Source organism: Arthrobacter sp. 10L430 (assembly GCF_056395245.1).
Genome location: NZ_JBFTJD010000078.1, coordinates 1 through 453, shown reverse-complemented (window position 1 = coordinate 453; position 453 = coordinate 1). Strand labels below are relative to the sequence as shown.

Here is a 453-nt window from a genome sequence, read left to right as displayed (position 1 = left end):
TGCCGGATCTTCATGGGCTGGATGTTGCCCGCCGAATGCGCGCTTCGGGACTGCTCGCCGACATCATCGCCATCACCGCCGTCAGGGAAGTGAACATTGTCCGAAGCGCGGTGTCGATCGGCGTCGTGCAGTACCTCATCAAGCCGTTCACGTTCGCAACGTTCGCGGACAAACTCGCCAGCTACCGCACCTTCCGTGAGCAACTCGCCGCCCCGGCGTCGGGCGCGCGGGCGAGTGGAGCCTCGCAAAGCGATGTGGACCAGGCGTTTGCCAGTCTCCGCGCACCCACCGAAGTCCCGCTGCCCAAGGGCCTTTCCGCCCATAGCCTGGAGTCCGTCAAAGACCTCCTGGCGAGCCTTGGCCGGGCCGTGTCCGCGAGCGAGGCAACTGTCGCCCTGGGGATGTCCAGGGTCACCGTGCGCCGCTATCTCGAGTACCTGGCCGACGCCGGGA

The 453-nt window shown here is 66.4% G+C and carries 1 pseudogene; it reads left to right on the top strand.

The window, feature by feature from the left end:
• Window positions 1-453 (top strand): annotated as a pseudogene (locus tag AC1DDG_RS21745) (response regulator); the annotation flags it as partial.